Source organism: Pseudomonas cedrina subsp. cedrina (assembly GCF_001983175.1).
Classification (GTDB): domain Bacteria; phylum Pseudomonadota; class Gammaproteobacteria; order Pseudomonadales; family Pseudomonadaceae; genus Aquipseudomonas; species Aquipseudomonas cedrina.
This window is the reverse complement of sequence record NZ_MNPW01000003.1, coordinates 272839-295614: the sequence shown is the minus strand read 5'-3', so window position 1 is coordinate 295614 and position 22776 is coordinate 272839. Positions and strand designations below refer to the sequence as shown.

Genomic DNA, 22776 nt, shown 5'->3' with positions numbered 1-22776 from the left:
AAAGGGATGAGTTCGAACTAAAAGCGCAAAGACCGGAGGTGAATGATCGATTAAATCGATTTATCCCGCGCATCCCAGTACTGCTGGGCCAATTCGAAGGCTTGCTCACGTGGGTGGCCGAGCCCGCGCAACGCCAACGCCATGGTGGCAATCAGCGCCAGTTGCGGGTAGCTGTCGACGATGTCGCCGCGCCACACGGCTTTCAGATGCTCGGGTTCCAGCGTGGCGGGCTTGACGTGGCGCTGGGCGGAGAGGGCGGGCCATTCTTCGTCCCAGCTTACGCCGCCGGTGGTGCCGTACAGATGGCTGGCTGAATCGGGGTTGATCTCGATCTCACCGCCATCGCCCTTCACCACGATCACGTTGTCGCCAAGCAGGCCGCTGGCATCGCGGTGCACGCCCTGGTAACCGGGATGGAAAATACTCTGCAGGCCAAGGCGCGCATTCAGCGGGTTGAGCAGCCGCGCCAGGGAGTGGATCGGCGAGCGCAGGCCCAGGGTGTTGCGCAGGTCGATCATGCGCTGCAACTGCGGCGCCCACTCGCCCAGCGGGATGAACGCCAGGTTGCCGTGCCCGTAGGCCGCCTCGACCTGTTGCCAGTTGCGGCACAGCGGTATCTGCAAACCTTGCAGCAATTGCTCGGTATACAGCCGCCCCGCCGTATGCGCGCCGCCGCCATGCATCAGAATGCGTACGCCATGTTGCGCCAGGCACTTGGCCGCCAGCAGATACCACGGCAGGTGGCGTTTCTTGCCGGCGTAGGTTGGCCAGTCGACATCCACCTTCAGCGTCGGAGGGTTGAGGCGCTGGCGTACGGCTTCGGTGAAACCGGCGAGTTCTTCCGGGCTTTCTTCCTTGTGGCGCAGCAGCATCAGGAAGGCGCCCAGCTGGGTGTCTTCGACTTTTTCGTCGAGCAGCATGCCCATGGCTTCGCAGGCTTCCTCGCGGGTGAGGTTGCGCGCGCCGCGCTTGCCTTTGCCCAGTATGCGCACGAACGGCGCGAACGGGTGCTCGTCGGGGGTTTGCAGGGTCAGCGGGGCAAAGTCGGTCATAAGCAATTCGTCGGCCTGGGCAGGCCCGCCAGCTTGGCGGCGAGTTTGGCGGGAGTGCCGTTGAATAGTTTGTTGAGGCGCAGGCTGTTGCCCTTTTCCGGGCCCAGTTTGAGCGCGGTGTACTTGATCAGCGGGCGCGTGGCCGGGGACAGCTGGAATTCGGCGTAGAACTGGCGAAGCAGCTCGAGAACCTCCCAGTGGTCGGGGGTCAGCTCAAGGGCTTCGGCGGCGGCCAGGGCGTTGGCCACCTCAGCCGACCATTCGTCCAGGTTGACCAGGTAGCCGTCCTTGTCCAGTTCCAGCGCGCGTGCGCCGACGGTCAGGGTGTTCATAGCCAGGCGTTGACCTTGTCGTAGGTGATCGACAGCTGCACGAAACCTGGGTAATCGACGCGCTCGGCCCAGTCCGGCAGCGACAGGTTGCGCGCCTGCAGGTCTTCGGCCAATACAAAGACCTTCACGCCCTGGGTGTGCAGGGCCGATTGTTGCAGGCCGTAGGCGCCGTCGCCGCAAAGCAGGATCGCGTCCTGGCTGCCGCAGATGCGCAGGCAGCTGTCGAGGCGGCTATCGGTAAACGGGGAATGAGATACCACGTGTAGAGTCGACATCAGAGGGTAATCACCTGGTCATAGCGGTCAATCAACCGGGTGATGCCGGGGTTGTCCAGAGGCGCGGCGCTGGCGGGCGACGTGAGGCCACGCACGGCCTGGCTGTGCGCGCAGGCAAACACCTCATCGATGCCGAACAGCCCCAGCGCTTGCAGGTTGGCGCTCAGGTCTTTTTGCTGCACGGCCTTTGCGTCCTGGTGCGGCGTCAACTGGAACACGCCGTCGTCCATGAACAGCAGGCCAATCGGCAGATCGAAGGCGCCGCCGGCCAAGACAATGTCCAAGGCTTCCCGCGCACTCGGGCCCGACCACGGTGCCTGGCGGCTGATCACCAACAGGGATTTGGCCATGTCACGTGCCTCCAAAACAAATCAGGCGGTCGGCGTTCTGCGCCGCGTCGTGCAACTGGCCCAGGCCCGACAATGCCCACGGCGCCTCCAGGTTGACCGCGCTGCGTTGATAGCGCGTGGCTTCCCCCTGGTCAAGCATGCCACGGCGCAACGCCGCGGCGATGCACACCACGCCGTCGAGCTGGTGCTGGCTGACAAACTCGCGCCATTGGCGGGCGATGTCTTGCTCGTCTTGGGGAGCAACAATGTTGTTGGAGGCGCTGTGCACCCCGTCCTGATAAAAAAACAGCCGCACAATCTCATGCCCGCCGGCCAGCGCCGCCTGGGCGAACAGCAGGGCGCGGCGCGAGGAGGGCGCATGGGCTGCGCTGAATACTGCGATCGCAAACTTCATGAAAGACTCTGCAAGCAAACCTGGGCCAATGATAAAGCCGTCGCCAAGAAAAAGCCCGCCGTGATCAAAATGGTCACTGTGGTTGACCGTTCCGGGCCGGGGTGGTTGGGTGGTGACTGGCTTGCCTGCGATAGGCATACACATTTTTGTAGTGAGCGGGCTTGTCCCGCGCTGGGCTGCGAAGCGGCCCCAAACCAGGCGAATTGGGTTTGTCTGAAACGGCGCGGTGTCTTTATTGGGGCGGCTTCGCCACCCAGCGCGGGACAAGCCCGCTCACTACAGGGAGTTGTCAGCCTCTAGATACCTATGCTGCGATAGGGCCGTCATTCCACCCGAGTTTCCCCGGTAAACACCAGTGTCTGCCGACACCGCCGACACAAATACCGCCGCCCCCTGGCCACCATGCCATGGCGCTGCGACGAAAATGGAAAATCACTGTCCGCACACGGGCATCGGTAGATATAGCGCATCACCTGGCGGCGCTTCACCGCATAGGTATGGCAGCGGTCCGGCGGCAGTTCGTAGACGCCGCGCATGATCAGTTGCCATTCCTCGCCATGGGGCTGGATGCGCTCGCCAAATAATTGGTGGGCAATCAGGTGCGCCACTTCATGGGCCACGGTCTGTTTCAGGAAATGCTGACTGTTTTCACGGTACAACTGCGGGTTGAAACGCAGCAGGTTCTCGTGCAAATGCGCGACACCGGCCTTTTGGCCCCGCAGCTTGAGGCTGACCTGGGGGCGTTTGAAGCTTCGTTTGAAAAAGGATTCGGCTTGCAGGTAACACTCTTCGACGCGGGTATTGAGTTGCTCGGGCATGCTGTACATCTCTCCAGAGACGCCCAGTATGCCGCAAAGCTGGGTGTTTCCGAATCTGTCAGGCGCCGAATGGTCATCCATAACGCACAAAGCCACCTTGCGGTGGCCTTGCCTGCGGTCTGCTCGAATCAGCTGGTATAGATCGGGCCAACGCCCAGGCCCCAGACAATGACGGTAAACGCCATGATCGCCACCAGCACCACCAGCCCTACGGCGAGTATCGAGCTGGAAAACAGGAAGCCTTCGTCCGGATCGATGCTCATGAAGGTCGGCACGCCTACGTACAGCAGGTAAACCGTGTAGCAGATCGCCGCCGTGCCCACGACCATGCCCAACCACATATGCGGATAGAGCGCCGCCAGCCCGCCGATGAACAGCGGCGTCGCCGTGTAGGTGGCAAACGCGACGCAGCGCGCCATGCTTGGGTTGGCGTCATAAGTGCGCGCCATCCAGTGAATGAACGCACCCATCACCGCCACGCCGCCGAGCATGGCCGCGTACGACATCAGGGTCATCCACAGTGCGCTTTCCTGGGTCAGCATCACCGGCGCGCGGTTGCCGATGACCCAGCCGACCTGGGTGGTGCCGATAAAGGCGGATACGGCGGGGATCGCCGCGAGAATCAGGGTATGGGTGAGGTACATGTGGCTGATGCTTTCTTCTTTATCGCCACGAATTTCCCGCCATTCCTGGTCGGGGTGGGTAAAAAGCCCCACGACGTGATGGATCATGCCAGTCACTCCTGTCGTTATTGCGATCGCCCCCGATCGGAGCGCCCACGGGCCAGGTGGCCTCAAGGTCCTGGATAGCTGTGCGACCTCAAGTCGCAGTATAGGAAGGGATGACCGGAATGACTGTAGGGCCTTTAGAGCAAATTGCGCTGTAAACGGCGTTCCTAATCGCTGAGGGGTCTGTCAGATTCGGTACGGTCCAATGTGGCAGCAGGCAAGCCAGCTCCCACATTGGAACTCGGTCGTCCATGAAGGTAAAATACCGCGCTTTTCGTCACACACCTCCAGCGGATCCAAGCGCCATGGGCACTCTTACGGTCAACCAGAACAAACTGCAAAAACGCCTGCGTCGCCTGGCCGGTGAAGCGGTCGCCGATTTCAACATGATCGAGGACGGCGACAAGGTCATGGTCTGCCTCTCCGGCGGCAAGGACAGCTATACCCTGCTCGACGTGCTGCTGCACCTGCAGAAGGTCGCGCCGATCCAGTTCGAGATCGTCGCCGTCAACATGGACCAGAAGCAGCCGGGCTTTCCTGAGCAGGTGCTGCCGGCCTACCTCGAGACGTTGGGCGTCGAGTATCACATCGTCGAGAAAGACACCTATTCGGTGGTCAAGGAGTTGATCCCGGAAGGCAAGACTACCTGCTCGCTGTGCTCGCGCCTGCGCCGTGGCACGCTGTACACCTTCGCCGACGAGATCGGCGCAACCAAGATGGCCTTGGGTCACCACCGCGACGATATCGTCGAAACCTTCTTCCTCAATATGTTCTTCAACGGCTCGCTCAAGGCCATGCCGCCCAAGCTGCGTGCCGATGACGGGCGCAACGTGGTGATCCGTCCGCTGGCGTATTGCAACGAGAAGGACATCCAGGCCTACTCCGACTTCAAGCAATTCCCGATCATCCCGTGCAACCTTTGCGGCTCCCAGGAGAACCTGCAGCGCCAGGTGGTCAAGGAAATGCTCCTGGACTGGGAGCGCAAGGCCCCCGGCCGCACCGAGAGTATCTTCCGCAGCCTGCAAAACGTGCAGCCGTCGCAGCTGGCCGACCGCAACCTGTTCGACTTCGCCAGCCTCAAAATCGATGAGAGCGCCGCGTCGCGCTTCGTCAATGTTGTGAACCTCTGAGCCGCTGCAAGGCTCTGACACACGGCGCTCGCGGGCGCCGTTTTCAATTCTATTGCCAGGAGAGGGCATGCGCGATTACAAGTGGCTGCACGAATATTGTCTGAACCGCTTCGGTTCGGCGGCCGAGCTGGAAGCCCATCTGCCTGTACCCAAGACCCCGGCGCAGTTGCGCAAGATCAGTGAGGATCGCTATTTGTCGACATTGGCCCTGCGCGTGTTCCGTGCGGGCTTGAAGCACAGCGTAGTGGACGCCAAGTGGCCGGCGTTCGAGCAGGTGTTCTTCGGCTTTGACCCGGAAAAAGTCGTGTTGATGGGCGCCGAGCACCTGGAACGGCTGATGCAGGACACGCGCATCATTCGTCACCTGGGCAAGCTCAAGAGCGTGCCGCGCAATGCGCAGATGATTCTGGATATCGAGCAGGAGAAGGGCAGCTTTGGTGCGTTTGTCGCCGACTGGCCGGTGACCGACATCGTCGGGCTGTGGAAGTACCTGAGCAAGCACGGCCATCAGCTCGGCGGGCTGTCGGCGCCGCGTTTCCTGCGCATGGTCGGCAAGGACACGTTTGTGCCGAGTTATGACGTGGTCGCGGCGTTGAACGCGCAGAAGATCGTCGACAAGGCGCCGACCAGCCTGCGCGACCTGGCGGCGGTGCAGGGCGCCTTCAACCAGTGGCACGCCGAGAGTGGGCGGCCGATGTGCCAGTTGTCGATGATGCTGGCGTATACGGTGAATCATTGAGACCGAGGCGATGCCTTCGCGAGCAAGTCGAACCGTCGCACCGCCGCTCCCACATTTGTCCGCATACATCCTTTGAAATGCGGTCGAATGTGGGAGCGGGCTTGCTCGCGAAGACTGGCTATCAGGCACCCTGATCTGCCGCCAACCGCCGATTCAACTGATGCCGCCAGCGCACATACAGCAGCGCCGTACAAAACACCGCCAGGCTTGCCAGCATCTCCAGCACCCCGAACCCTTGGCGGTTGGGGTCATACGCCGCCAGCGCGCCCTTGATGAAATACAGGTTCACCACAAAGCACATCCACGAATGCCCCCTTGCGCTGCCGATCAGCATCCCCGGCGCCAGTACCAGCAGCGGCACCAGTTCGATCAGCAGGATCACCCAAGGCCGTGCACCGTGCAGGTCGGCGATGAACAGGTAGTACACGCAGAGCAACGCCACCAACGCGAAAAACGCCAGCAGGCTCAGTGCGCGTGCAAGCTTTACGCGCGGCTCCAGCCACGCCTGGGGCGGCAGGACCTTAGGCTTCGTGGCCACGGCCGTTCTCCAGCAGCGTGGCGGTGGTGGCCAGGCGCAGGCCCAGGGCCCGGCACAAGGTGATTTCATGTTGATCGAGCAGGCGCTTGCCGTCAGGCCCGGCATGGTGGGTGGGCCCATAAGGCGTGCCGCCGCCCTGGGTGTCGAGCAAGGCCTGTTCGCTGTAGGGCAGGCCGGTGATCAACATGCCGTGGTGCAACAGCGGCAGCAGCATCGACATCAGGGTGGTTTCCTGACCGCCGTGCAGGCTGGCGGTGGAGGTGAACACACCGGCCGGCTTGCCGACGAGCGCACCGGTCAGCCACAGGTTGCTGGTGCCGTCGAGAAAGTACTTGAGCGGAGCGGCCATGTTGCCGAAGCGGGTCGGGCTGCCCAAGGCCAGGCCTGAGCAGTTTTTCAGGTCATCCAGGCTGGCATACAGCGCGCCTTCGTCCGGAATGCTCGGCGCCACGGCTTCGCATTCGGTGGAGATCGCCGGCACGGTGCGCAAACGCGCTTCCATCCCGCCTTGCTCGATGCCTCGGGCGATCTGCCGAGCCATTTCGCTCACCGAGCCATGGCGGCTGTAATAGAGCACCAACACATACGGCGACGTCACGGCAGGATCTCCACTACGTTTTCCGGCGGGCGGCCAATGATGGCTTTATCAGCGGTTTCCAGGATCGGGCGTTCCATCAGCTTCGGGTGGGCGGCGATGGCGGCAATCAACTGCGCTTCGCTGAGGCTGGCGTCGGCCAGGTTGAGGGCCTTGTACTCGTCTTCACCGCTGCGCAGCAGTTGGCGCGCGCTGATGCCCAGCTTGCCGAGCAGGGCCTTCAATTGCGCGGCGTCCAGCGGGGTTTCCAGGTAGCGCACCACGGTGGGGGTGAGCCCGCGGGCTTGCAGCAGTTCCAGCGCACCGCGTGATTTCGAGCAGCGCGGGTTGTGATAAAGCGTCAGATCGGTCATGTGCGGGTCGCATCTTGCGTAAGGTGGCGGGTATTCTACCTGCGCTGCGGCCCGTCCTTAAACCGTAAGAGGCGATAGGTCGCAGCCAACGTTCATTTTTGCGAAGGATTACCCCATGACTAAGCGACTGATCGGTGCACTGGCGATCATCACGACCCTGCTGCTCAGCGGCTGCGGTAACGATTACGGCGTTGACCAGAATGGTCAGAAGGTGGCGGCCGAACGCTTGGACAAACAGTGGCTGGTGGTCAATTACTGGGCCGAATGGTGTGGGCCGTGCCGCACGGAAATCCCTGAGCTCAATGCCTTGGCCGAAAAGCTGAAGGCTCAGAACGTGGGCGTGTTCGGGGTCAATTTCGACAATGTGCAGGGTGAGGAACTCAAAGCCGCCAGCGACAAGCTGGGTATCAAGTTCACGGTGCTGGCGCAGAACCCGGAAGGTATTTTCGATATTCCACGCAGCGAAGCGTTGCCGGTGACCTACATCATTGACGACAAGGGCAAGGTGCGTGAGCAGTTGATGGGCGAGCAGACGGCCGAAGGGGTGTTGGCCAAACTCAAGGCCCTGCGCGGCTAAACCTGTGATGGGAGCTGGCTTGTGTGGGAGCTGGCTTGCCTGCGATAGCATCACCGGGGTCTTACGGATAGACCGAGGTGTCTGCATCGCAGGCAAGCCAGCTCCCACAGGAAAGCCAATCCAGAGCGGGTTTCAGCCTTCTTCCAGCCACAGGCGAATCGGCTTGCCCTCGGCCGGCCAGAAACGCGTCTGCTCGATCGGCGAAATGTCCCAGCGTTGCACGTTTTGCAGGGCCTGGAAGAAGCGGTGTTCCTGCTCCATCAACGCCTCGGCGCAGAGCTTGCGGGTGCTGCCGATCTTGCCGAAGCTGAGCGTGTTGCCTTCGACGGTGTACGGCGCAAACCAATGATTGCAACCGCCATTGCCGTAGGCGCGGCCATCGGCGCCGAGGGTGACGGTCAGGTGCGCGTAGTCCATCAGCGGCCGTTCACCGATCCATTCCACCACGTAGCTGTGATCGCGCTTGAGCTTGACCGCGTCCCCGGCGCAGCCGGTGAGGGCCGCTCCGAGGGCGGCGAGCAGAAGCAGGCCTTTCATTGCGCGGCCTTCTGGCATTTCGGGCAGCGGTGCGTGTCGCCCTCGCTGGCCCAGCCCAACTCGGCGATGCGCGCGTTGGCCGCCGGTTGCAATGGCTCCTTGGTCAGCTTGGTTTCCACCGCGAATTCGAACTCCAACACTGCATCGCAGCTGTCGCAGTTGACCTTCCAGGTGTGAATCTCCAGCTCGCCGAATTTCGGCCCCTGGGCCATGGCGACCCACTGGCCCGCCGGGCGGATGGAGTAGCGCGCGTCGCCTTCGACGGTGAGGCGCATCGACAGGGTTTTACTGCCACGCAGGGTGACGATCAACACGTCGCCATGCTTGATCGAACCGCCGTTGCCAGTGACCTGGTAACGGCCCGGCACCAGGGCACGGCATTCGATCAGGGTGTGTTGCGGGCTCAGCAAACTGAAGCGGAAATCGTGTTCGGCCATGGATCCTCCAAATAGGCGCGGCATCCTATCACGGGTGCTTGCTCATCATGAGCCTGGTATGTGACCGCTGATCAACCTTCGACAAGGTTCTGCGCCCGGCCATCGGCCCAGGCGGCAATATTGGCCAGGGTGGTGCCGGCGATGGCCGCGAGGGCTTCGCGGGTGAGGAATGCCTGGTGGGCGGTAATGATCACATTCGGGAAGGTCAGCAGGCGCGCGAGGATATCGTCCTGCAAGGGCAGGTCGGAGCGGTCTTCGAAAAACAGTTGGGCTTCTTCCTCGTACACATCCAGCCCGAGGTAGCCCAACTGGCCGTCCTTGAGCGCTTCGATGAGTGCCGGAGTGTCGACCAGGCCACCGCGACCGGTGTTGATCAGCATCGCGCCGCGCTGCATCTGCGCCAGGGAGCGGGCGTTGATCAGGTGTTGACTGTCGGCGGTCAGCGGGCAGTGCAGGCTGATGATCTGCGCCTGGGCGAGCAATTCGGGCAAGCTCACGTAGCCTGCGCCGAGCGCCAGGACCTCGGGGTTGGGAAAGGGGTCGCAGGCGAGCAGTCGGCACCCGAAGCCGGCCATGATCCTGGCGAAGGTCGCGCCGATCTGCCCGGTGCCCACCACCCCGACGGTCTTGCCCACTAAGTCAAAACCGGTGAGGCCATGCAGGCTGAAATCGCCATCGCGGGTGCGGTTATAGGCGCGATGCAGGCAGCGGTTGAGGGCCAGGATCAGCGCGACCGCATGCTCGGCCACCGCATGGGGCGAATAGGCTGGCACGCGCACGATGGCCAGGCCCAGGCGCTTGGCGGCGGCCAGGTCCACATGGTTGTAACCCGCCGAGCGCAGGGCGATCAGCCGCGTGCCGCCCTTGGCCAGCTGTTCCAGCACCGCGGCACTGAGGTCGTCGTTGATAAAGGCGCATACCACTTCGTGATGTTCGGCCAGGGCCACGGTGTCGAGGTTGAGCCGGGCGGGCTGGAACTGCAGCGCCAGGCCCGCTGGCAGCGGCTCGCCGAGAAAACTGTCGCGATCGTACGCCTGGCTGCTGAAAAGAATGACGCGCATTGAAAAGCTCCCTGCAATCGTAAGTCTGTAAGTATCTACACCTCTTCGTAGTGAGCGGGCTTGTCCCGCGCTGGGCTGCGAAGCGGCCCCAAACCAGGCGAATTGGGTTTGTCTGACACTGCGCGGTGTCTTTATTGGGGCGGCTTCGCCACCCAGCGCGGGCGGTGCGACGATTCGCCAAGCCCGCTCACTACAAAAATGTGTAGATAGCTATGCGCATCGCGGGCAAGCCCGGCTCCCACACCTGATGAATAGGCTTCAGGCCTTGACCCGCGCTTCACTGGCCAGGCGCGCAATCGACATGTCCAGTTCGTCCAGCGCGTGCAGGGCCTTGGCGTCGTTCTGCTTGAGCAGGGTTTCGGCGCGGTGGCAGGCGGCACGCAGTTGCGGGACGCCGCAGTAACGGGTCGCGCCATGCAGGCGGTGCACACGTTCGATCAAGGCGTTGTGGTCGCTGGCGTCACGCGCGAGGGTGATGGCCAGGCGATCGGCTTCCAGGGAGGCCAGCAACATCGCCAGCATATCGGCCGCCAGGTCCGCTTTGCCGGCGGCCAGGCGCAAGCCTTCCTCGTGGTCGAGCACCGGCAGTTGCACGCCAGGGCCAAGGCCTTCGGTTGCGCGTTCCGGCGCCTGGTTGCGCAGGGCCAGGCCGGTCCATTTCAACACCACCTGGGCCAATTGCCGCTCGCTGATGGGTTTGGTCAGGTAATCGTCCATGCCGCTTTGCAGCAGGGCACGTTTTTCGTTGGCCATGGCGTGGGCGGTGAGGGCCACCACCGGCAGTGGCGTGCCGCTGCGTTCGCTTTCCCACTGGCGGATCGCCTCGGTGCTCTGGCGACCGTCCATGCCGGGCATCTGCACGTCCATCAGCACCAGGTCGAAGGTGTCCTGTTTCACCGCGTCGACAGCTGCGTACCCGCTTTCCACTGCGCTTACCCGAGCGCCCATGTCTTCGAGCAGCGTCTGCACCAACAGCAGGTTCGCCGGGTTGTCATCCACGCACAGCACCCGCGGTGCCCGGCTGGACAGCGGCTCGCCCGGTTCGCTGCGCGACGGGCGCGGGCTGATCAGGTCGGACAACGCGCGGCGCAGTTTGCGCGTACACGCAGGCTTCGCCTGCAATTGGCTGTTGGGGTTGGGCACGGACTGGTTGAACAGCATCTGTTCGGTGGTCGGGCAGAGCACCAGCACCTTGCAGCCCAGGTGTTCCAAATCCCACAGATGCTGGTTGAGGCGCTCGGGCGGGATATCATTGGCGGTGACGCCGAGTACCGCAAGGTCGATGGCCTGGTCGGTCTGATGCGCGCTGGTGATGCCGTTGGTCAGGCTTTCCAGGGTGTTGAACGGCGTGACTTCCAGGCCGCAGTCTTCCAGTTGGTGCTGCAATGCCTGGCGCGCCAGCTCGTGGTTTTCCAGCACGGCCACGCGATGGCCCAGCAGCGGCGCGCAAGGCAAGTCCTCGACGTCGTCACGGGTCTTGGGCAGGTTCAAGCTGATCCAGAACTCCGAGCCTTCGCCCGGCGTGCTGTCGACGCCGATCTCACCGCCCATCTGTTCGATCAGGCGCTTGGAAATCACCAGGCCCAACCCCGTACCGCCCGGTTGGCGCGACAATGAGTTATCGGCCTGGCTGAAGGCCTGGAACAGCGCGCGCACGTCCTGGCTGGACAGGCCGATGCCGGTGTCCTGCACGCTGATGCGCAGTTGCACGCTGTCTTCCTGTTCGTCCTCGATCATCGCCCGGGCCACGATAGTGCCTTCGCGGGTGAACTTGATCGCGTTGCTGATCAGGTTGGTGAGGATCTGTTTGAGACGCAGCGGGTCGCCGACCAACGCCAGCGGCGTGTCGCGATAGACCAGGCTCACCAGCTCCAGCTGCTTGGCATGGGCGGCCGGGGCGAGGATGGTCAGGGTGTCTTGCAGCAAGTCGCGCAGGTTGAACGGAATGCTGTCGAGCACCAGCTTGCCGGCTTCGATTTTCGAGAAGTCGAGGATCTCGTTGATGATGCCCAGCAGGTTGTCGGCGGACTTTTCGATGGTGCCCAGGTAGTCGAGCTGGCGCGGCGTCAGTTCGCTTTTTTGCAGCAAATGGGTAAAGCCGAGGATGCCGTTGAGCGGCGTGCGGATTTCATGGCTCATGTTGGCCAGGAATTCCGACTTGATACGGCTGGCCTCCAGGGCTTCCTTGCGGGCCAGGTCCAGCTCGATGTTCTGGATCTCGATGGTCTCCAGGTTCTGGCGCACGTCTTCGGTGGCCTGGTCGATGCTGTGTTGCAGTTCTTCCTGCGCATTCTGCAGCGTCTCGGCCATGCGGTTGATGCCCAGGGCGAGCTGGTCCAGTTCCTGGCTGCCCAGCGGCGGCAGGCGGGTCTCCAGGTTGCCGTCCTTGAGTTGCGCCACGGCTTGCTTGATCTGGCCGATCGGCGAATTGATCGTACGGCTGATGCGCAGGGCCAGAGCCGCGGTGCAGATCAGGCCGATGGCGATCAGTAGCAGGCTGGCGAACAGGCTGCGGTAACCGCGCAGCAACATGCCGGTGTGGGACAGTTCCACTTCGACCCAGCCGAGCAGGCGGTCGGCTTCATCCGGGATCAGGTCGCCGGCGAGGTTGCGATGACGGCCGAACACTGGCAGCAGGTAGCGGGTGGCGTCGTTGCCGGTGCGCTGCAACAGGTGCGAGCTGTTGCCGACGGGCGCCTGGTTCAGCATGGTCGGGCCCGCATGGGCAAGGGGCGCACGGTCTGGGCTGAGGAAGGCCACGGTGCGTACGTCCGGTTGTTCCAGGGACTGGGTGGCGATGCGCTCCAGCAGGTCGGTGTTGCGCGCGCTCAGGGCAGGCGCCACCAACGGCGCCAACTGTTCGGCGATCATTTCGCCGCGCTGCAGCAATTCGGCCTGCAACTCCGAGAGCTGCATCCAGGTGAAGTAGCCGCCCAGCAACGAGGCCATCAGGCTGGTCGGTAATAAGGTCAGCAACAGTACGCGGCCTTTTATCCCCATTCTTGTCAGCACGCCACTCTCCTGCTACCACATTGATATCTACGGTTTCACGCAGGCGTCCAGCCCGCGTCACACTGCGCAGTGTAGCCATTTGCACGGTGTGGAATCTCGTAAATTAATGACGGATGGCAATCTTCAGGGGATTGGGTGGCGTTTGACGGCGATGGTGTACCGATGTCGGCGGTCAGGCGCGGCGCTGTTTGCGTTTTTTCCACTGGTGGGCAACCCACCAGCGCCAATACCCCATGGTCAGGCAATAGGCGAGTGCGCCCAGCACCAGCCCCAACACCACCGAACCCAGCAGGAACGGCTGCCACAGTGTGCTCAATTGCCCGCTGATCCACTCCCAGGTCAGGTCGTCCGGAAGGCTGCGCGGTGGCACATTCATCAGCCAGGCGCCGGTCATGTAGGTGCACACGAATACCACCGGCATGGTGATCGGGTTGGTCAGCCACACCAGGCTGACTGCGATGGGCATATTGCCGCGCACCGCAATCGCCAGGAGCGCAGCGAGCAGCATTTGCAGGGGGATCGGGATAAAAGCCGCGAACAAACCCACGGCCATCGCGCGCGCAACCGAGTGCCGGTTCAGGTGCCACAGGTTCGGGTCATGCAGCAACGTGCCGAGAAACTGTAATGACTTGTGTTCCCGGATACTGCTGGGGTCGGGCATGTACCGTTTGAATAAGCGCCGGGGCATAAGGGGTCCAGGTCAGTTCGAGGGGCAAGTATGCGCGCATTCTATAAACAGAAAATTCAGACTTTGTGACAAAACATCAGAGGCAGTGTCGGGTTCCCGGTCAAGACTAGTGGATCACTTGAAAAGGATGATTCATGAGGGCTGGGATGTTCGCGCTGGCGCTGGGGCTGCTGGCCTTGCGCTTGCTAACGGCGTTGCCGTCCACCGGATGGCTGATTGCCGTGTTGGCGCTGGCGTTGATGCTGTTGCCGTTTCGCACCTACCCGCTGGCGTTTTTCCTGCTGGGGCTGAGCTGGGCGTGCATCAGCGCGCAGTCGGCGCTGGATGACCGCCTGAAGCCGGCGCTGGACGGCCAGACACGCTGGATAGAAGGGCGCGTCATCGGGCTGCCGCAACGCACGGGCGAGGCGGTGCGTTTCGAGTTGGCCGACAGTCGGTCGCGAAACGCCCGGCTGCCCAAACGTATCCGGGTGTCCTGGCGCGGTGGGCCGCCGGTGCACAGCGGTGAACGCTGGCGCCTGGCAATCACCCTCAAGCGGCCGGCCGGGTTGCTGAACTTCCATGGCTTCGACCAGGAAGCCTGGCTGCTGGCCCAGCGCATCGGCGCCACGGGCACGGTGAAGGACGGCGAGCGCCTGGCACCGGCCCGAAACGCCTGGCGCGACAGCGTGCGCCAGCGCCTGGTGGCGGTGGATGCCCAAGGTCGTGAAGCCGGGCTGATTGCGCTGGTGCTGGGAGACGGCTCTGGGCTGGCGACCACCGATTGGCAGGTATTGCAGGACACCGGCACCGTGCATCTGCTGGTTATTTCCGGCCAGCACATCGGTTTGCTGGCGGGCTTGATCTACGGGTTGATCGCTGGGTTGGCGCGCTATGGATGCTGGCCCCGCGCCTGGCCTTGGCTGCCGTGCGCGTGTGGCCTGGCGTTCGGCGCCGCGCTGGGTTATGGCTTGCTTGCCGGGTCTGGCGTGCCGGTGCAGCGCGCCTGCGTGATGGTCGGGCTGGTGTTGTTGTGGCGGCTGCGCTTTCGGCATTTGGGGCTGTGGTGGCCGTTGCTGCTGGCACTCGATGGGGTACTTATGCTGGAGCCGCTGGCCAGTCTGCAGCCGGGTTTCTGGTTGTCGTTTGCCGCGGTGGCAGTGCTGATCCTGGCGTTCGGTGGGCGGTTGGGCCCCTGGAGCCTGTGGCAAGCCTGGACCCGCCCGCAGTGGCTGATTGCAATTGGATTGTTTCCCGCCTTGCTGGTGTTGGGGCTGCCCATCAGCCTGAGTGCGCCGCTGGCCAATCTGGTGGCGGTGCCCTGGATCAGCCTGGTGGTCTTGCCGTTGGCGTTGCTCGGCACGGCATTGCTGCCTTTACCCTTTGTAGGTGAAGGGTTGCTGTGGCTGGCGGGCGGCGCGCTGGGTGGGTTGTTCAACGCCCTGGCCTGGCTCGCAGGGCAGATGCCCGCGTGGATTCCGGCCGAGGTTGCGTTGGGGTATTGGCTGGTGAGCCTGCTTGGCGCCGTGCTGCTATTGCTGCCAAAAGGCCTGCCGTTTCGGGTGCTGGGCTGGCCGATGCTGTTGCTGGCGGCGTTTCCCCCGCGCGAGGAGGTACCTCACGGGCAAGTGGAGGTGCTGCAACTGGACGTCGGCCAGGGCCAGTCGCTGATTTTGCGCACCCGTCACCACACCTTGCTGTATGACGCCGGCCCGCGTACCGGTAGCTTTGACCTGGGCGCCCGCGTGGTGTTGCCGTCGTTGCGCAAGCTCGGGGTGCGCGAACTGGACATGATGTTGCTCAGCCACGCCGACGCGGATCACGCCGGTGGCGCGGCGGCGGTTGCCAGGGGAATGCCGATCAAGCGCGTGGTCGGCGGGGAGACCGAGGGGCTGCCGGCGTTTCTCGCTACCCAGCCGTGCGTCAGTGGCGAACGGTGGAGCTGGGACGGTGTGACGTTCGAACTGTGGCAGTGGCCTGACGCTATCAACGGCAACCCGAAGTCCTGTGTATTGCAGGTGCAGGCCAACGGCGAGCGCCTGTTGCTCACCGGCGATATTGATCGCGCGGCCGAACGGGCCATGCTTGCCTCAGCCCTGGCGGTGCCCACCGATTGGTTGCAAGCGCCGCACCACGGCAGTCGCACATCGTCGTCCTGGGCGTTCCTGGAACGCCTCCAGCCGCGCTCCGTGCTCATTTCACGGGGGCGCGGCAATGCGTTCGGCCATCCCCATCCGCAGGTCATGGCACGTTACCAGCGCTTGGGCAGCCAGGTGTATGACAGCGCCGAGCAAGGGGCCGTGCGCCTGCAATTGGGGGCCTTCGCGCCACCGATTGTTGCGCGCAGTCAACGAAGGTTCTGGCGCGAGCGGTTACCCTAGGCGCTCGTCGCCGCAGCCGATGGGGTCTGTGGCCGGTGAACCTATATGGTAAAGTGGCGCACTTTTTCGAGGGGACATTCACTGTGTGGGAATTGGTCAAATCCGGCGGCTGGATGATGTTGCCGATCATCATGAGTTCTATCGCCGCACTCGGCATCGTCGCCGAGCGCCTGTGGACCCTGCGCGCCAGTCGTGTCACTCCCGAGCATCTGCTGGGTCAGGTCTGGGCCTGGATCAAGAACAAGCAGCTCGACAAGGAAAAACTCAAGGAGCTGCGCGCCAACTCCCCGCTGGGTGAAATCCTCGCCGCGGGCCTGGCCAACTCCAAGCATGGTCGCGAGATCATGAAAGAGTGCATCGAAGAAGCCGCCGCCCGCGTCATCCATGAGCTGGAGCGCTACATCAACGCCCTGGGCACCATTGCCGCCATGGCGCCGTTGCTCGGCCTGCTCGGCACGGTGCTGGGCATGATCGATATTTTCAGCTCGTTCATGGGCTCCGGCATGACCTCCAACGCCGCCGTGCTGGCGGGGGGCATCTCCAAGGCACTGATCACCACGGCGGCGGGCCTGATGGTCGGGATTCCTTCGGTGTTCTTCCATCGTTTCCTGCAACGGCGCATCGATGAACTGGTGGTCGGCATGGAACAGGAAGCCATCAAGCTGGTGGAAGTGGTGCAGGGCGACCGTGACGTGGACCTGGTTGGGGGCAACGCGTGAAATTTCGCCGTAAGCGCCGGGAAAACGTTGACATCAACCTCGCGTCGCTGATCGACGTGGTGTTTATCCTGCTGCTGTTTTTTGTCGTCACCACCACCTTTAATCGGCAGACCGAGCTGCGCGTCGACCTGCCGGAAGCCGTGAGCGGTTCGCCGGCCGAAGACCAGGAAGTCAAGCAACTGGACATCGCCATCAGCGCCGAAGGGGTGTTCTCGGTGAATAACCAGTTGCTCGAGAAAAACGACCTTAATAGCCTGATGGACGCCTTGCAGAAAGAGTCCGGCGGCGATACTAAAATGCCGCTGTCGATCAGTGCCGACGGCAAAACCCCGCACCAGTCCGTGATCACTGCGATGGATGCCGCCGGCAAGCTCGGTTTCAGCCACCTGCGCATGACCACCATCGAGGCGGCGAGCGCGCCCTGATGGCCATGTCCGATCGTTTGCTCAAGGCCTGGTACGAGGGCCACCCGGCGCTTGCGCTGTTGCGTCCGCTGGAAACCCTGTACCGCCGGGTGGTACAGCGCAAGCGCGCGCGCTTCCTGGCGGGCGAGGGCGATATCTACCGATCGCCGGTGCCGGTGGTGGTGGTGGGTAATATCACCGTGGGCGGCACCGGCAAGACGCCGCTGATCCTATGGCTAATCGACCACTGCCGGCGCAGCGGCTTGCGCGTGGGCGTCGTCAGCCGCGGTTATGGCGCCAAGCCACCCCAGCTGCCTTGGCGGGTCGACGCCAGCCACAGCGCTGAAGTGGCCGGTGACGAGCCTTTGCTGATTGTGCAGCGTTGCGGTGTGCCCTTGATGATCGACCCGGATCGCAGCCGGGCGGTCAAGGCGCTGCTGGTCAGCGAAACCCTCGACCTGATCCTCTCCGACGATGGCCTGCAGCATTACCGCCTGGCCCGTGACCTTGAACTGGTACTGATCGACGCCGCCCGTGGCCTGGGCAACCGACGTTGCCTGCCGGCGGGACCGCTGCGCGAGCCTGTGGAGCGGCTGCAAAGCGTCGATGCGCTGTTGTATAACGGCGCCGCCAGCGATCGAGACGATGGTTTTGCCTTTCACTTGCAGCCCACCGCCCTGGTCAATCTGCAGACCGGCGAGCGCCGGGCGGTCGACTACTTTGCCGCGGGCCAGCCAGTGCATGCTGTCGCCGGCATCGGTAACCCGCAGCGTTTCTTCAAGACCCTTGAAACGCTACACTGGCAGCCGATACCCCATGCGTTCGCCGACCATGCGCCGTATAGCGCCCAGGTGCTGAATTTTACACCGTCATTGCCGCTGGTCATGACCGAGAAGGACGCGGTCAAGTGCCGCGCCTTTGCCCAGCCCGACTGGTGGTACCTTGCGGTGGATGCGCTGCCGTCGCCAGCGTTCGTCGCCTGGTTCGACACGCAGCTGATGCGCCTGTTGCCTGCACGTCTATTGCCTTAAACCGCTTCTTTCCAGGAAACACTCATGGACACCAAACTGCTCGACATCCTCGCTTGCCCGATCTGCAAAGGCCCGCTCAAGCTCAGCGCCGACAAGACCGAGCTGATCAGCAAAGGCGCCGGCCTGGCTTACCCGGTCCGTGATGGCATCCCGGTGATGCTGGAGAGCGAAGCCCGCACCCTGACCACCGATGAGCGCCTGGATAAATGACCACAGCCTTTACCGTCGTCATTCCCTCGCGCTACGCGTCGACCCGCCTGCCGGGCAAGCCGCTGCAGCTGATCGGCAACAAGCCGATGATCCAGCTGGTGTGGGAACAGGCCTGCAAAAGCAGCGCCGAGCGTGTGGTGGTGGCCACCGACGATCCGCGCATCATCGAAGCCTGCAAGGGTTTCGGCGCCGAGGCCGTGCTGACGCGCGAAGACCACAACTCCGGCACCGACCGCCTGGCCGAAGTGGCCACCCAACTCGGCCTGGCGCCGGATGCCATCGTGGTCAACGTGCAAGGTGACGAGCCGTTGATCCCGCCGAGCGTGATCGACCAGGTCGCCGCCAACCTGGCCGCCCATGGCGAAGCCCGCATGGCGACCCTGGCCGAACCGATCGAAGACATCGCCACCCTGTTCAACCCGAACGTGGTCAAAGTGGTCAGCGACCTCAACGGCCTGGCGCTGACGTTCAGCCGCTCGACCCTGCCCTGGGCGCGCGATGCCTTCGCCAGCCACCCTGACGTACTGCCGGAAGGTGTGCCCTATCGCCGGCATATCGGCATTTACGCCTACCGCGCTGGTTTCCTGCATGACTTCGTCAGCTGGGGCCCGTGCTGGCTGGAAAACACCGAATCCCTGGAGCAATTGCGTGCCTTGTGGCATGGCGTGCGCATCCATGTGGGCGATGCGCTGGAAGCGCCGCCGGCGGGTGTCGACACCCCGGAAGACCTCGAGCGCGTCCGTCGCCTGCTGGGGGCCTGATGGAGGTTCTGTTTGTCTGCCTGGGCAATATTTGCCGCTCGCCCACCGCAGAAGGCGTACTGCGCCACAAGTTGCGCGAGGCAGGGTTGGCGGGCCAGGTCGATGTAGCGTCCGCCGGTACCGGCGAATGGCACATCGGCAATCCGCCGGATCAACGCAGCCAACGGGCAGCGTTGGCGCGCGGCTACGATTTGTCCGCCCAGCGGGCCCAACAGGTCAGCCGCGCCGACTTTGCGCGCTACGACCTTATCCTGGCGATGGACCACAGCAACCTGCGCAACCTCAAGGCCCTGCAACCGGGCCAGGGCAAGGCGCAGCTGGACCTGTTCCTGCGCCGTTACGCATCCGAAGTGGACGAAGTGCCCGACCCGTATTACGAAGGTGAACAAGGCTTCGAACGGGTCCTGGACCTGATCGAGCGCGCCTGTGATCTGTTGGTGATCGAATTGAAGGGGCGCCTATGACCTTGCACGTGCAGTCGCAGGTATCGCTCAAGCCATTCAACAGCTTTGGCATTGATGTTCGTGCCCAATTATTCGCCGAGGCCCACAGCGACGACGACGTCCGTGAGGCCCTGGCCTATTCGGCCGCGCAAGCACTGCCGTTGCTGGTGATCGGTGGGGGCAGCAACTTGCTGTTGACCCAGGACATCCCGGCGCTGGTGCTGCGCATGGCAACCCAAGGTATCCGCGTGCTGCATGACGACGGCACGCACGTGGTGGTCGAGGCCGAAGCGGGCGAGGCCTGGCACCCGTTTGTGCTGTGGACCCTGGCGCACGGTTTCTGCGGCCTGGAAAACCTCAGCCTGATCCCCGGCACCGTTGGCGCCGCGCCCATGCAGAACATCGGCGCCTACGGGGTGGAGATCAAGGATGTATTCGCCGGCCTGACCGCCCTGGATCGCCACACCGGTGAACTACGGGATTTCAGCCTGGAACAATGCAACTTTGCCTACCGTGACAGCCTGTTCAAGCACGAAACCGGACGCTGGCTGATCCTGCGGGTGCGCTTTGCCCTCAGCCGCGCCAGCCACCTGAAACTCGACTACGGCCCGGTGCAGCAGCGCCTGGCGGGGCAGGGGATCACCGAGGCGACGCCGAGCGATGTCAGCCGTGCGATTTGCAGCATCCGCCGCGAAAAACTGCCGGACCCGGCAGAGCTTGGCAATGCCGGAAGCTTCTTCAAGAACCCATTGGTGTCCCAGGCCCTGGCGGCAGAGCTGCAAACGCAATACCCGGACCTGGTGGCTTACCCCCAGGCCGACGGGCAAATGAAGCTCGCCGCCGGCTGGCTGATCGACAAGGCGGGCTGGAAGGGTTTCCGTGAGGGCGATGCCGGCGTACACAAGCTGCAGGCACTGGTGCTGGTCAACTATGGCGGTGCCACGGGGCACGATATCGCCAACCTGGCCCAGCGTATCCAGCGCGATATCGCCGAGCGCTTCAAGGTCGAGCTGGAAATGGAGCCCAATCAGTATTGATCCCTGTTCTCGGCACAAAAAAATGCCCCGCATCTATCGATACGGGGCATTTTTTATTGCGTTAGCAATCAGTCATCGCGGCTCATGATGCCGAAGATCTGCAACAGGCTGATAAACAGGTTGTAGATCGATACATACAGGCTGACGGTCGCCATGATGTAGTTACGCTCACCACCGTGGATGATCGCGCTGGTCTGGAACAGGATGCACACCGAGGAGAACAGCACAAAACCCGCGCTGATCGCCAGTTGCAGGCCGCTGATCTGGAAGAACATGCCTGCAACGACAGCCGCCAACAACACGAAGAAGCCCGCGGTGATGAAGCCGCCCAGGAAGCTCATGTCCTTACGGGTGATCAGCACATAGGCCGACAGACCACCGAACACCAGGGCGGTCATGGCAAACGCCGAGCTGACCACTTCCGCACCGCCGGCCATGCCGAGGTAACGGTTGAGGATCGGGCCGAGGATGAAGCCCATGAAACCCGTCAAAGCAAACGCCGACACCAGGCCCCAGGCCGAGTCGCGCAGCTTGTTGGTCAGGAAGAACAGACCATAGAAGCCGATCAACACGACAAAGATATTCGGGTAGCCGACGCGCATCTGCTGCGCCACGAACGCCATCACACCGCTGAATGCGAGGGTAAGGGCGAGCAAGCCATAGGTGTTGCGCAACACGCGGCTGACTTCAAGCTGCTCAGCCTGCGCGTTGCCATTCACTGCGTAATTCTGTTCGCGCATGGCGACACTCCTCCGATTTTGAAACGTTCAGTCGCAAAGATCATAACAGACGCTCTGTAACAAGCTATGGCGAGAGTTTGACAGTGTGTTTCATTCGGGTATTATGGCGCCCGCTGAGACGGGATGGGCTATGATAATCCTGTGGATGCACAAGGGAAATTGGCAGAGTGGTTGAATGCACCGGTCTTGAAAACCGGCGAACGTTAATAGCGTTCCCAGGGTTCGAATCCCTGGTTTCCCGCCAAGATTCACACGAAAGCCTCGCAAATGCGGGGCTTTTGTGTTTCTGGGGCTTGAGTAGATAACGCCGGTTTTTGATAGGCGTTCCGAAACTTTCGGGTAGGAGTTCCGAAACTTCGCCTATTTAGATGGTTTAGCAGTGGCGCCAATCCTCCTGTAAACCCTTTTGGTGATCTCCTGTTTGCTATGTCCCAGCAGTAGGCTTGCGTCGCCAATATCGATGATTTCCGATGCCGCCTTGGGTCGGATGTCACGAAACTGAAACCCTCCAATCTTTGCTGCGAGCATAGGGTCGCCCTGATCCAGCGCTTTCTGCTGCGCCTTCTCTCTTGCCTTGTCCCAGCGCAGGCGCAACATGCCTTTTGTCATCCTTTTTCCGTACTGGTTGATTAGTAGGTACTTGGAGGGGTGGTGCGCATTTCTTTCGATTATCTCTCTAACCAATTTCCCGAGACTGTTTTCTCCGGATTCTGTCCGCATGAGAATTCTGAGTTTCTGCCCGGTTTTACCCTGGGTGACCAGGAAATAATCGCCCTCGGTATCGTCGCTACGCATGATGATCACATCGGCAGGTCGCTGGCCGGTCAGGTAGGCCAGGTCCATGGCTTCCTTGAGTTCTGGGCCCGCCATACCGTAGACCGCGTCCCAAACCACCGCGTTGGCGTAGTAGTCGCGTGGAACCTCCTTGTTCTTCCTGACGCCTTGACAAGGATTCTCCCGCTCAGTGAGGCCCCACTCGCGGGCCATATTGAACACGTGAGACAGAAGGGCAATTTCTCGGTTGGCTCTAACCTTGGCGGTGCGTGCGTCGCGATATCCGGCGATATTTGCTGGCGTGATGGAGTCTATGGGAGCCCCATCGAATGTGGGACGTAGCTGTTTTAGTTCGGCCAGGTTGTCTTTCTGGGTACGCTTGCCCTTTTTCGGAATGACTTCGCGGACGTAACGATCAAATATCCCCTGCATCATGGTCAGATCTGCTGGCTTTTCCTTGGCCTCAAGCTCTGCCCACTTCAATCGGGCTTTACTCAGGTCGCCACCGAGCGGGATTTCTTTTCCCGTCGAGTCTTTGTAGTAGTAACCAACCCACACTTTACCGTTCTTACGAGGGCGTTTACGGCGAACCATTCCCGGAGGCAAGTCCCTATTTTCTGTGTTTCGAGGCCGCATCTCAGTTCACCCTGGAAAAGTCAGGCGTCCAAACTGGCCGCGTAG

The 22776-nt window shown here is 62.4% G+C and carries 28 protein-coding genes and 1 tRNA gene; 12 read left to right on the top strand and 17 right to left on the bottom strand.

Annotated features, from left to right (window positions below; genetic code table 11):
• Positions 1-50 precede the first annotated feature (50 nt).
• The 7 genes from BLL36_RS07240 to BLL36_RS07210 form a co-directional block, all read right to left on the bottom strand.
• Positions 51-1052 (bottom strand): glycosyl transferase family protein, encoded by a 1002-nt coding sequence (locus BLL36_RS07240; protein WP_076950783.1) that lies wholly within the window; start codon positions 1050-1052, stop codon positions 51-53.
• Positions 1049-1384: a TusE/DsrC/DsvC family sulfur relay protein gene (locus BLL36_RS07235; RefSeq protein ID WP_076950782.1), complete on the bottom strand. Its 336-nt coding sequence runs from the start codon at positions 1382-1384 to the stop codon at positions 1049-1051. Before BLL36_RS07235 ends, BLL36_RS07240 begins: the two co-directional genes overlap by 4 nt.
• Positions 1381-1659, bottom strand: a complete 279-nt coding sequence (gene tusB / locus BLL36_RS07230) for a sulfurtransferase complex subunit TusB (RefSeq protein WP_076950781.1) — start codon at positions 1657-1659, stop codon at positions 1381-1383. The genes BLL36_RS07235 and tusB overlap by 4 nt, the downstream gene beginning before the upstream one ends.
• The gene (tusC, locus tag BLL36_RS07225; protein ID WP_076950780.1) at positions 1659-2009 is read right to left on the bottom strand and encodes a sulfurtransferase complex subunit TusC; all 351 of its coding nucleotides are present in this window, start codon (positions 2007-2009) and stop codon (positions 1659-1661) included. The genes tusB and tusC overlap by 1 nt, the downstream gene beginning before the upstream one ends.
• 1 nt (position 2010) lies before the next feature.
• A complete protein-coding gene (tusD, locus tag BLL36_RS07220; RefSeq protein WP_076950779.1) occupies positions 2011-2403 on the bottom strand; it encodes a sulfurtransferase complex subunit TusD in 393 nt (130 codons plus the stop codon).
• A gap of 323 nt (positions 2404-2726) precedes the next feature.
• Positions 2727-3221 carry a SprT family zinc-dependent metalloprotease gene (locus tag BLL36_RS07215; protein ID WP_076951009.1) on the bottom strand — a complete coding sequence of 165 codons (495 nt, stop codon included), beginning with the start codon at positions 3219-3221 and terminating at the stop codon, positions 2727-2729.
• A gap of 128 nt (positions 3222-3349) precedes the next feature.
• Positions 3350-3952 (bottom strand): Yip1 family protein, encoded by a 603-nt coding sequence (locus BLL36_RS07210; protein ID WP_076950778.1) that lies wholly within the window; start codon positions 3950-3952, stop codon positions 3350-3352.
• Between the two features lie 302 nt (positions 3953-4254).
• Between BLL36_RS07210 and ttcA the strand changes: the two genes are divergently transcribed.
• Together ttcA and BLL36_RS07200 are read left to right on the top strand one after the other, a co-directional pair.
• Positions 4255-5079, top strand: coding sequence for a tRNA 2-thiocytidine(32) synthetase TtcA (ttcA, locus tag BLL36_RS07205; protein ID WP_076950777.1), 825 nt, complete (start codon positions 4255-4257; stop codon positions 5077-5079).
• Positions 5080-5146: 67 nt separating this feature from the next.
• Positions 5147-5818, top strand: a complete 672-nt coding sequence (locus tag BLL36_RS07200; protein WP_076950776.1) for a DNA-3-methyladenine glycosylase I — start codon at positions 5147-5149, stop codon at positions 5816-5818.
• A gap of 121 nt (positions 5819-5939) precedes the next feature.
• Here the strand turns inward: BLL36_RS07200 and BLL36_RS07195 are convergent, their stop codons facing one another.
• The 3 genes from BLL36_RS07195 to arsC are packed head-to-tail and all read right to left on the bottom strand — an operon-like array spanning position 5940 to position 7304.
• Positions 5940-6356, bottom strand: coding sequence for a DUF2069 domain-containing protein (locus tag BLL36_RS07195; protein WP_076950775.1), 417 nt, complete (start codon positions 6354-6356; stop codon positions 5940-5942).
• Entirely contained in the window at positions 6340-6954 is a 615-nt protein-coding gene (gene wrbA, locus BLL36_RS07190) for an NAD(P)H:quinone oxidoreductase (protein WP_076950774.1), read from the bottom strand. Before wrbA ends, BLL36_RS07195 begins: the two co-directional genes overlap by 17 nt.
• A complete protein-coding gene (gene arsC, locus BLL36_RS07185; RefSeq protein WP_076950773.1) occupies positions 6951-7304 on the bottom strand; it encodes an arsenate reductase (glutaredoxin) in 354 nt (117 codons plus the stop codon). The genes wrbA and arsC overlap by 4 nt, the downstream gene beginning before the upstream one ends.
• Before the next feature lie 115 nt (positions 7305-7419).
• Between arsC and BLL36_RS07180 the strand changes: the two genes are divergently transcribed.
• Positions 7420-7881 (top strand): TlpA family protein disulfide reductase, encoded by a 462-nt coding sequence (locus tag BLL36_RS07180; RefSeq protein ID WP_076950772.1) that lies wholly within the window; start codon positions 7420-7422, stop codon positions 7879-7881.
• Between the two features lie 132 nt (positions 7882-8013).
• On the opposite strand, the gene BLL36_RS07175 is transcribed toward BLL36_RS07180, so the two are convergent.
• From BLL36_RS07175 to BLL36_RS07155, 5 genes are all read right to left on the bottom strand, one after another.
• Entirely contained in the window at positions 8014-8418 is a 405-nt protein-coding gene (locus BLL36_RS07175; protein WP_076950771.1) for an META domain-containing protein, read from the bottom strand.
• The gene (locus BLL36_RS07170) at positions 8415-8855 is read right to left on the bottom strand and encodes a hypothetical protein (RefSeq protein WP_076950770.1); all 441 of its coding nucleotides are present in this window, start codon (positions 8853-8855) and stop codon (positions 8415-8417) included. The genes BLL36_RS07175 and BLL36_RS07170 overlap by 4 nt, the downstream gene beginning before the upstream one ends.
• Positions 8856-8926: 71 nt before the next feature.
• Entirely contained in the window at positions 8927-9916 is a 990-nt protein-coding gene (locus BLL36_RS07165) for a 2-hydroxyacid dehydrogenase (protein WP_076950769.1), read from the bottom strand.
• A 258-nt stretch (positions 9917-10174) separates the two neighbouring features.
• Positions 10175-12928 carry a response regulator gene (locus BLL36_RS07160; RefSeq protein WP_076950768.1) on the bottom strand — a complete coding sequence of 918 codons (2754 nt, stop codon included), beginning with the start codon at positions 12926-12928 and terminating at the stop codon, positions 10175-10177.
• Positions 12929-13100: 172 nt separating this feature from the next.
• Positions 13101-13616, bottom strand: a complete 516-nt coding sequence (locus BLL36_RS07155; RefSeq protein ID WP_076950767.1) for a DUF2062 domain-containing protein — start codon at positions 13614-13616, stop codon at positions 13101-13103.
• Between the two features lie 134 nt (positions 13617-13750).
• Between BLL36_RS07155 and BLL36_RS07150 the strand changes: the two genes are divergently transcribed.
• The 8 genes from BLL36_RS07150 to murB all read left to right on the top strand — a co-directional run bounded on the left by BLL36_RS07150 (position 13751) and on the right by murB (position 20581).
• Positions 13751-15976: a DNA internalization-related competence protein ComEC/Rec2 gene (locus BLL36_RS07150; RefSeq protein ID WP_231998988.1), complete on the top strand. Its 2226-nt coding sequence runs from the start codon at positions 13751-13753 to the stop codon at positions 15974-15976.
• Positions 15977-16059: 83 nt separating this feature from the next.
• On the top strand, positions 16060-16695 hold the full coding sequence (locus tag BLL36_RS07145; RefSeq protein ID WP_076950765.1) for a MotA/TolQ/ExbB proton channel family protein: 636 nt from the start codon (positions 16060-16062) through the stop codon (positions 16693-16695).
• Complete coding sequence (locus BLL36_RS07140) at positions 16692-17120, top strand: ExbD/TolR family protein (RefSeq protein WP_076950764.1); 429 nt, start codon at positions 16692-16694, stop codon at positions 17118-17120. Before BLL36_RS07145 ends, BLL36_RS07140 begins: the two co-directional genes overlap by 4 nt.
• Positions 17120-18130: a tetraacyldisaccharide 4'-kinase gene (lpxK, locus tag BLL36_RS07135; RefSeq protein WP_076950763.1), complete on the top strand. Its 1011-nt coding sequence runs from the start codon at positions 17120-17122 to the stop codon at positions 18128-18130. The genes BLL36_RS07140 and lpxK overlap by 1 nt, the downstream gene beginning before the upstream one ends.
• A gap of 24 nt (positions 18131-18154) precedes the next feature.
• Positions 18155-18340 carry a Trm112 family protein gene (locus tag BLL36_RS07130; RefSeq protein ID WP_003381112.1) on the top strand — a complete coding sequence of 62 codons (186 nt, stop codon included), beginning with the start codon at positions 18155-18157 and terminating at the stop codon, positions 18338-18340.
• Entirely contained in the window at positions 18337-19101 is a 765-nt protein-coding gene (kdsB, locus tag BLL36_RS07125) for a 3-deoxy-manno-octulosonate cytidylyltransferase (RefSeq protein WP_076950762.1), read from the top strand. Before BLL36_RS07130 ends, kdsB begins: the two co-directional genes overlap by 4 nt.
• The gene (locus BLL36_RS07120; RefSeq protein WP_076950761.1) at positions 19101-19565 is read left to right on the top strand and encodes a low molecular weight protein-tyrosine-phosphatase; all 465 of its coding nucleotides are present in this window, start codon (positions 19101-19103) and stop codon (positions 19563-19565) included. The genes kdsB and BLL36_RS07120 overlap by 1 nt, the downstream gene beginning before the upstream one ends.
• Positions 19562-20581 carry a UDP-N-acetylmuramate dehydrogenase gene (gene murB / locus BLL36_RS07115; RefSeq protein WP_076950760.1) on the top strand — a complete coding sequence of 340 codons (1020 nt, stop codon included), beginning with the start codon at positions 19562-19564 and terminating at the stop codon, positions 20579-20581. The genes BLL36_RS07120 and murB overlap by 4 nt, the downstream gene beginning before the upstream one ends.
• A gap of 68 nt (positions 20582-20649) precedes the next feature.
• On the opposite strand, the gene BLL36_RS07110 is transcribed toward murB, so the two are convergent.
• Positions 20650-21321: a Bax inhibitor-1/YccA family protein gene (locus tag BLL36_RS07110; RefSeq protein ID WP_003174664.1), complete on the bottom strand. Its 672-nt coding sequence runs from the start codon at positions 21319-21321 to the stop codon at positions 20650-20652.
• 153 nt (positions 21322-21474) lie between these two features.
• On the opposite strand from BLL36_RS07110, the gene BLL36_RS07105 reads away from it, so the two are divergent.
• Positions 21475-21565: transfer RNA gene (locus BLL36_RS07105), tRNA-Ser, on the top strand.
• Between the two features lie 116 nt (positions 21566-21681).
• Here the strand turns inward: BLL36_RS07105 and BLL36_RS07100 are convergent.
• Positions 21682-22731 carry a tyrosine-type recombinase/integrase gene (locus BLL36_RS07100; protein WP_076950759.1) on the bottom strand — a complete coding sequence of 350 codons (1050 nt, stop codon included), beginning with the start codon at positions 22729-22731 and terminating at the stop codon, positions 21682-21684.
• Positions 22732-22776: the final 45 nt, after the last annotated feature.

What these genes read in the sequence shown, in the direction of transcription:
- BLL36_RS07130 (WP_003381112.1), top strand. Translation starts at nt 18,155, where the DNA reads ATGGACACCAAACTGCTCGACATCCTCGCTTGCCCGATCTGCAAAGGC.
- BLL36_RS07100 (WP_076950759.1), bottom strand. Translation starts at nt 22,731, where the DNA reads ATGCGGCCTCGAAACACAGAAAATAGGGACTTGCCTCCGGGAATGGTT.
- BLL36_RS07165 (WP_076950769.1), bottom strand. Translation starts at nt 9,916, where the DNA reads ATGCGCGTCATTCTTTTCAGCAGCCAGGCGTACGATCGCGACAGTTTT.
- BLL36_RS07155 (WP_076950767.1), bottom strand. Translation starts at nt 13,616, where the DNA reads ATGCCCCGGCGCTTATTCAAACGGTACATGCCCGACCCCAGCAGTATC.
- murB (WP_076950760.1), top strand. Translation starts at nt 19,562, where the DNA reads ATGACCTTGCACGTGCAGTCGCAGGTATCGCTCAAGCCATTCAACAGC.
- BLL36_RS07215 (WP_076951009.1), bottom strand. Translation starts at nt 3,221, where the DNA reads ATGCCCGAGCAACTCAATACCCGCGTCGAAGAGTGTTACCTGCAAGCC.
- BLL36_RS07210 (WP_076950778.1), bottom strand. Translation starts at nt 3,952, where the DNA reads ATGATCCATCACGTCGTGGGGCTTTTTACCCACCCCGACCAGGAATGG.
- BLL36_RS07175 (WP_076950771.1), bottom strand. Translation starts at nt 8,418, where the DNA reads ATGAAAGGCCTGCTTCTGCTCGCCGCCCTCGGAGCGGCCCTCACCGGC.
- BLL36_RS07150 (WP_231998988.1), top strand. Translation starts at nt 13,751, where the DNA reads ATGAGGGCTGGGATGTTCGCGCTGGCGCTGGGGCTGCTGGCCTTGCGC.
- BLL36_RS07170 (WP_076950770.1), bottom strand. Translation starts at nt 8,855, where the DNA reads ATGGCCGAACACGATTTCCGCTTCAGTTTGCTGAGCCCGCAACACACC.
- BLL36_RS07120 (WP_076950761.1), top strand. Translation starts at nt 19,101, where the DNA reads ATGGAGGTTCTGTTTGTCTGCCTGGGCAATATTTGCCGCTCGCCCACC.
- lpxK (WP_076950763.1), top strand. Translation starts at nt 17,120, where the DNA reads ATGGCCATGTCCGATCGTTTGCTCAAGGCCTGGTACGAGGGCCACCCG.
- ttcA (WP_076950777.1), top strand. Translation starts at nt 4,255, where the DNA reads ATGGGCACTCTTACGGTCAACCAGAACAAACTGCAAAAACGCCTGCGT.
- BLL36_RS07110 (WP_003174664.1), bottom strand. Translation starts at nt 21,321, where the DNA reads ATGCGCGAACAGAATTACGCAGTGAATGGCAACGCGCAGGCTGAGCAG.
- arsC (WP_076950773.1), bottom strand. Translation starts at nt 7,304, where the DNA reads ATGACCGATCTGACGCTTTATCACAACCCGCGCTGCTCGAAATCACGC.
- BLL36_RS07235 (WP_076950782.1), bottom strand. Translation starts at nt 1,384, where the DNA reads ATGAACACCCTGACCGTCGGCGCACGCGCGCTGGAACTGGACAAGGAC.
- kdsB (WP_076950762.1), top strand. Translation starts at nt 18,337, where the DNA reads ATGACCACAGCCTTTACCGTCGTCATTCCCTCGCGCTACGCGTCGACC.
- tusC (WP_076950780.1), bottom strand. Translation starts at nt 2,009, where the DNA reads ATGGCCAAATCCCTGTTGGTGATCAGCCGCCAGGCACCGTGGTCGGGC.
- BLL36_RS07240 (WP_076950783.1), bottom strand. Translation starts at nt 1,052, where the DNA reads ATGACCGACTTTGCCCCGCTGACCCTGCAAACCCCCGACGAGCACCCG.
- BLL36_RS07200 (WP_076950776.1), top strand. Translation starts at nt 5,147, where the DNA reads ATGCGCGATTACAAGTGGCTGCACGAATATTGTCTGAACCGCTTCGGT.
- BLL36_RS07180 (WP_076950772.1), top strand. Translation starts at nt 7,420, where the DNA reads ATGACTAAGCGACTGATCGGTGCACTGGCGATCATCACGACCCTGCTG.
- tusD (WP_076950779.1), bottom strand. Translation starts at nt 2,403, where the DNA reads ATGAAGTTTGCGATCGCAGTATTCAGCGCAGCCCATGCGCCCTCCTCG.
- tusB (WP_076950781.1), bottom strand. Translation starts at nt 1,659, where the DNA reads ATGTCGACTCTACACGTGGTATCTCATTCCCCGTTTACCGATAGCCGC.